The organism is Kitasatospora sp. P5_F3 (assembly GCF_054049135.1).
On sequence record NZ_JBFUMY010000140.1, the window covers coordinates 1 to 6,234 of the forward strand.

General features: G+C 69.9%; 5 protein-coding genes and 2 pseudogenes. 1 reads left to right on the forward strand and 6 read right to left on the reverse strand.

What is annotated here, in order from left to right; all coding sequences use genetic code 11:
- Positions 1 to 240, reverse strand: a 240-nt coding sequence (locus ACXJMZ_RS36140; RefSeq protein ID WP_457034247.1) for an alcohol dehydrogenase catalytic domain-containing protein, incomplete at its 3' end; no start/stop codon positions are given.
- 423 nt (positions 241 to 663) lie between these two features.
- Between ACXJMZ_RS36140 and ACXJMZ_RS36145 the strand changes: the two are divergent.
- Positions 664 to 1,603 (forward strand): annotated as a pseudogene (locus tag ACXJMZ_RS36145) (IS481 family transposase); the annotation flags it as partial.
- A 27-nt stretch (positions 1,604 to 1,630) separates the two neighbouring features.
- On the opposite strand, the pseudogene ACXJMZ_RS36150 reads toward ACXJMZ_RS36145, so the two are convergent.
- The 5 genes and pseudogenes from ACXJMZ_RS36150 to rbsD all read right to left on the reverse strand — a co-directional run.
- Positions 1,631 to 1,789 (reverse strand): annotated as a pseudogene (locus ACXJMZ_RS36150) (alpha-L-arabinofuranosidase); the annotation flags it as partial.
- 94 nt (positions 1,790 to 1,883) lie between these two features.
- The gene (locus ACXJMZ_RS36155) at positions 1,884 to 2,897 is read right to left on the reverse strand and encodes an ABC transporter permease (RefSeq protein ID WP_457034248.1); all 1,014 of its coding nucleotides are present in this window, start codon (positions 2,895 to 2,897) and stop codon (positions 1,884 to 1,886) included.
- A complete protein-coding gene (locus tag ACXJMZ_RS36160; RefSeq protein WP_457034249.1) occupies positions 2,894 to 4,552 on the reverse strand; it encodes a sugar ABC transporter ATP-binding protein in 1,659 nt (552 codons plus the stop codon). Before ACXJMZ_RS36160 ends, ACXJMZ_RS36155 begins: the two co-directional genes overlap by 4 nt.
- A gap of 107 nt (positions 4,553 to 4,659) precedes the next feature.
- Complete coding sequence (locus ACXJMZ_RS36165; protein WP_082598399.1) at positions 4,660 to 5,631, reverse strand: sugar ABC transporter substrate-binding protein; 972 nt, start codon at positions 5,629 to 5,631, stop codon at positions 4,660 to 4,662.
- A 93-nt stretch (positions 5,632 to 5,724) separates the two neighbouring features.
- Complete coding sequence (gene rbsD / locus ACXJMZ_RS36170) at positions 5,725 to 6,126, reverse strand: D-ribose pyranase (RefSeq protein WP_457034250.1); 402 nt, start codon at positions 6,124 to 6,126, stop codon at positions 5,725 to 5,727.
- Between the last annotated feature and the right edge of the window lie 108 nt (positions 6,127 to 6,234).

A 6,234-nucleotide genomic window follows, 5' to 3' on the forward strand; every position in this document is an offset into this window, starting at 1 on the left:
CCCGACTGCGACGTCAGCGACGCCGGGTCCAACTTCGACGACCGTGCCGGCGCCCTCAGCGCCCGGGGTGAAGGGCAGCGGGAGGCTGTACCGGCCTTCGCGGTGGTAGACGTCGAGGAAGTTGACCCCGGATGCGGCGACCTCCACGATCGCCTCGCCCGGACCCGGCCGCGGCTGGTCCACCTTGGCCTCCTGCAGCACCTCGGGACCGCCCACTTCGTACACCTGAATCGCTCGCATGGCCCTCCAATAACGGCTCGTCCCCCACCAACCCCGTTGATGGCGATCCGATTCCCGGCAAGCAGACCAGCCCGCCGCCCCCGCCGAGAGCTGAGACGCCTGCTTTGCACCCGGGTCTGGGACAGGAGACCGAGGCCGTCAAGGGTCGACAGTCCGCTCGATCGAAGTCATCCCCACGCCCCGCAAGATCCGGCAGCCAACGACGTTCCAGGCACCCGCGCCGCATCGTGCCGCCCGAGATCATGCCGCGAGGCAGAAGGCCCGTAGCCACGACAGCCCAACGCATGACGTGGTAAGCCACCGGCTCAACCCAAGATCAAGTTCTGGCGGGTTTCTGCCGTATCTGGGTCACACCCCTTGAACAGGTGAGGGCCTTCCGGTTCGGTGTGGATTACGACGTCTACACCTGGCCGAAAGGCCCTCGTGCCCCACCGTAATGCACCCCTGACCGAGACCGGCCGACTGCGTCTGGCCCGCTGTGTGGTCGAGGACGGCTGGCCCCTGCGCCGGGCCGCCGAACGCTTCCAGGTCTCACCGACCACCGCCCAGCGATGGGCCGACCGGTACCGCGCCCTGGGCGAAGCGGGCATGGTGACCGCTCCAGCCGTCCCCATCACACGCCGCGCCGGACACCGACCCGGACCGAACGCCGGATCATCAAGGTCCGCCTCCTGCGCCGCTGGGGACCGGCCCGTATCGCCCACCTGCTCGGCCTGGTCCCCTCGACCGTCCACCGCGTCCTGACCCGCTACCGGCTGACCCGCCTCGACCGCGCGACCGGGCACGTCATACGCCGCTACGACGCGAGAAACCCGGCGAGCTCGTGCACGTCGACATCAAGAAGCTCGGCAACATCCCCGACGGCGGCGGACACAAGGTCCTGGGCCGGCAAGCGGGCCGCAAGACCCGCAGGAACGCCGGCTACAGCTACCTGCACACCGCCGTCGACGACCACTCCCGCCTCGCCTACAGCGAGATCCACGCGGACGAGAAGAAGGAGACCGCCACCGCCTTCTGGCAACGGGCCCACGCCTTCTTCACCGGCGCTGGGATCACCGTCGAACGGGTTCTGACCGACAACGGCTCCTGCTACCGCTCACGCGACTGGCGCGACAGCCTGGCGGCGGCCGGGATCACCCACAAACGAACCCGGCCCTACCGGCCCCAGACCAACGGCAAGGTCGAACGCTTCAACCGCACCCTGCTCGACGAATGGGCCTACGCCCGCCCCTACCGGTCAGACATCGAACGCCGCGAAGCGTTCCCCGGCTGGCTCCACTCCTACAATCACCACCGCGGACACACCGCACTCGCAGGCAAACCACCCGCAAGCCGCGTCCCCAACCTAACGAGGCAATCGCCGGTGCCCTGGACCGCTGGACCTGGACCGTTCGCGCGGGCCGATCGAGTCCTCCCCACGGAGGCCGGAGACGAAGTTGCCGCCCGGACAGCGGATCGTGGTGCTGCCGAGCTCCCGGACGAGTTCCACGACGTCCGTGCGGAACCCGTCCTCGTTCGCGCTCGGGTGCTCCGGCTCGTGGAACCCGGTCAGGTGCCAGGCCGGCAGCATCCGAGCTGTATGGATGGGAGTGGCGGCAGACGCAAAGATATTCGCACACGTGAGCGATATCCTGGAGGGTGGTTCAGGCTTCGACGGGCAGACGGGCGGCCAGCCGGCCCCGGTAGTAGTCCACCACCACGGCGACCATGATGACCAGTCCGGTGATCATCTGTCGCTGGAAGTCGGAGACGCCCATCAGCAGCAGGCCGTTGGTGAGCACACCGAGCAGGCAGGCGCCGAGCAGGGTGCCGATCATCGAACCCTTGCCGCCGGAGAGCGAGGCCCCGCCGATCACCACCGCCGCGATGGCGCTGAGCTCGTAGCCGCTGCCCAGGATCGGGCTGGCGATGTTGAGCCGGGCCATGTACGTGACGGCGGCGATGCCGACGGTGAGACCGCTGATCACGAAGACGGCGACCTTGACGATCGAGGTGCGGTGGCCGGAGAGCCGGACCGCCTCCTCGTTGCTGCCGATGGCGAAGACCAGGCGGCCGAACACGGTGCGGGTCAGCACCAGATGACCCACCGCGACCATCGCCAGCGCGATCCAGAAAAGGGTCGGGATGCCGAGCACGGTGGAGGTGCCGAACAGGCTGAACCCGGCCGGGAAGTCGTACACGGTCTTGGCGTTGGTGTACTGGAGGGCTGCGCCGCGCGCCACGTTGAGCATTCCCAGCGTGATGATGAACGACGGCACCCGCCAGCGCTCCGAGACGAAGCCGTTGACCAGCCCGCAGCCCATCCCGACCAGCGCCGAGACCAGCACCGCGAGCAGGATCGCGACCGGGGTGGAGAGACCGTGCGCGGTGAGCAACGGGCCGGCCACCACCGCCGACAGAGCCATCACCGAGCCGACCGACAGGTCGATGCCGCCGACCAGGATGACGAAGGTCATGCCGACCGCGAGCATGGTGTTGAGGGTGATCTCGGTGGCGATGTTGGTGAGGTTGTCCGAGGTGGCGAACTTCGGTGCGGCGACGGTGAAGACGACCACCAGGGCCAGCAGGGCGATCCCGATCCCCGCCTCCCCCATGACCTGGCGGGCGAGCAGAGCCGCGGAGCGGGGTTTGCGGGTGAGGGCGGCAGAGGTGGTCATCGGGTGTCACCGTTCGTTGAAGTGGCGTCGGCCGGCGTGCCGGTGGCGGATGCCTCAGCTGTCGGACGCTCGGCTGCCGACGCGTCAGCAGGGGATGCGTCAGCTGCGGGATCCGTGCTGGAGAGCGTCGCGGAGGCGGGGGCGGAAACGTAGCCGGAGTAGGCCAGGGTCAGGATGTGCGAGCTGTCGAACTCCTCGCGGGGCACCTCGCCGGCGATCCGGCCCCGGGAGAAGACCAGGATCCGGTCGCAGATGCCCATCAGTTCGGGCAGGTCGGAGGAGACGACCAGCAAGGCCTTTCCGGCCCGGGCCAGATCCACCAACTGCTGGTGGATCTCGTAGCGGGCACCGACGTCGATGCCCCGGGTCGGCTCGTCCACCATCAGGACGTCGGTGTCGGCCAGCAGCCAGCGGCCGAGCACGACCTTCTGCTGGTTCCCGCCGGAGAGAGTGCGGACGGGGTGCCGGACGCCAGGGGTGCGGACGGCGAGGCTGTCCACCGCGTGCTGGGCCAGCCGGTTCTCCTCCGCCCGCCGGAGCAGGCCGCCCCAGGAGACCTTGTGGGTCGCGGTCAGGGTGACGTTGGCAGCCAGCGGCATGTCGAGCACCAGCCCCTGGCTCTTCCGGTCCTCGGTGAGCAGGCTGATGCCGTGCCGCACCGCGTCCCTGGGGGTCCGGAGCCGCGCCGGTACGCCCTTGACCAGGACCTTTCCGCCGACGGCCCGGTCCGCGCCGAACAGCGCCCGGACCGTCTCGGTCCGGCCGGAGCCGACCAACCCGGCCACCCCGACCACCTCGCCGGCCCGGAGCGCGAAGCTGACGGGCTGTCCGTCCTGCGGCTGGAGCCCCTCCGCCCGCAGCAGCTCCGGACCGGGCTCACCGGGCAGGTACGGCGGGTACTCGTGCTGGAGATCCCGGCCCACCATCAGCCGGATCACCTCGGCGGTGTCGGTGTCGGCGAGGTCGCGGGTGGTGACGTATCGTCCGTTGCGGAAGACCGTCATCCGGTCGCCTATCTCGAACACCTCCTCCAGGTGGTGCGAGATGTAGAGCACGGCAGTACCGCGCGCGGTGATCCGGCGCAGCAGGGTGAACAGGCGCTCGGTCTCCCGGGGAGTCAGGGTCGCGGTGGGTTCGTCCATCACCAGGACCCGGCAGTCCTGCCAGAGCGTCCGGGCGATCTCCAGCAACTGCATCTGGGCGATGCCGAGCCGCTCGACTTTCGTCCGGGGGCTGATATCCAGGCCGACCTCGGCGAGCAGTTCGGCAGCGCGGCGGTTCAGCTCGCGGCGGTCGACCAGGCCGAACCGCCGCGGGAAGTTCTGCAGGAAGAGGTTCTCGGCGACGGTGAGGTTCGGCAGCAGGTTGAGCTCCTGGTGCACCACCTGGACGCCGGCCCGGATTGCGGCGGCCGTGTCGGCGGGCCGGTAGGGCTCGCCGCCGAGGGTCATGCCGCCGCAGTCCGGCTGCTGGATGCCGGCCAGGATCCGGACCAGGGTCGACTTGCCGGCACCGTTCTCGCCGAGCAGGGCGTGCACCTCGCCGGGGAGCAGTTCGAGCCGGACATCGTCGAGGGCCTGGACGCCGGGGAAGTGCTTGCTGATACCGACGGCAGCGAGCACCGGGGCCGGAGGGCTGGTGTCGGGTGTGTTCATGGGGTGGGCTCGCCTTCCGGCTGGGGGCGCGGGTCGGATGCGGATCGAGGGTGCGGATCGGGGCGCGGGCCCGTGGCGGGTGGGCCCGCCACAGGCCGGGGGCCAGGTCAGCCGAGGTCGGCCTTGGTGATCACCTTGACGTCGGTCTTCACCCAGGTGCTCACCTGCTGGCCGGCGATCTCGTTCATTGCCACGTCGATGCCGTCACCGGCCTGCTTGGCGGCGTACTGGTCCACGGTCGCCACCACGGTGCCGTCCTGGACGTACGGGTGGATGGCGTCGATATTGTCGAACGAGGTGACCTTGATCTGCCCCTGCTTCTTGGCCGCCGCGATGGCCTTGATCGCGCCCAGCGCCATGCTGTCGTTGGAGGCCATCACGCCCTGCAGGTCGGGGTGAGCGGTGATCAGGTTGGTGGTGATGGTGTAGGCCTGGTCGGTCTCCCAGTTCGCGGACTTGGAGTCGAGCACCTGGAGGCCGCCAGCCGTGGCGGCGGCCTCGAAACCGGCCTTGCGCTGCTGGGCGTTGGCCGCGCCCGAGACGCCTTCGAGGATGATCACCTTGCCGCCTGCGCCGAGCGCCTTGGCCAGCACCTCACCGGACTTCTGGGCGCCGGCGGTGTTGTCCGGGCCGACGAAGGGGACGTCGAGGCCGGCGGACTTGAGCGCGGCATCGTCCAGCTTGACGTCGATGTTGACCAGCTTCATCCCGGCCTTGGAGGCGCGCTGCAGCGGGGCGACCAGGGCGCGGGAGTCAGCGGGAGCGAGCACCAGGGCGGCGGCCTTGTCGGTGATGCACTTGTTGATGGCGGCGATCTGGCCGTCGATGTCGGTCTCGTTCTGGATGCCGGTCGCGTTGAGGGTCAGGTCTCCGCGCTGTCCGGCGTGCTCCACGGCTCCCTTCTGCATGGCCTGGAAGTACTCGTTGCCGAGCGACTTCATCACCAGGCAGACCGTGGGCTTGCCGCCCTTCGCGGTCGTGCTGGTCGACTTGGAGCTGTCGCCCTCCTGTCCGCAGGCGGTAAGGGTGGTGACCAGGACGAGAGCGGTGCARGCGGTCAGGGCGAGCTTGGCGTTCATGAGGGTGCGGCCTTTCGGGTGGGGGGCGGGGTGTGGTGGCACGAAGGTGGAGCAGGCGCGGTGGGGGGATGTCGCGCGATATGTGACGCTTCGTCAGAACGGGACGCCGGCCCGGAGGGCGACGTTGGCGTAGGGAGTGGCCTCGCCGGTTCGGACAATGACGCGGGCGGAGCGGGTGAGCTCCTTGAAGCGCTCGTGCGGGAGCCGGCCGACCGCGCCGGTGAGGCCGTGCTGCTCGAACCGGCTGTCAAGACCGGCCAGCAGGACCGGGTCGGTCAGCTCCTCGGCCAAGTCGGCGTGCTCGACCACGAGTTCGTCGAGGACCGCCGCCAACACCGGCAGGAACGGCGGGTCGCCGCGCCGCCAGACCAGGTCGATGCTCTCCACGCCCGGCGGCACCGGAAGTCCCGGGTCGGCGACCACCAGCAGGTCGCCGTGGCCGAGCGAGCTGATCAGCTGGAGCAGCCGGGGGTGCCAGAGGCCGTCAGTGCGCATGCCGCACCTCGGTCCGCTGGACCGACCCGGCGGCTGCGGCGTCGGCCGGCTCGGCCGCCGCCAGCAGGGCGTCCACCTCGGCCCGGGTGGGCAGCGAGTGCTGCGCGC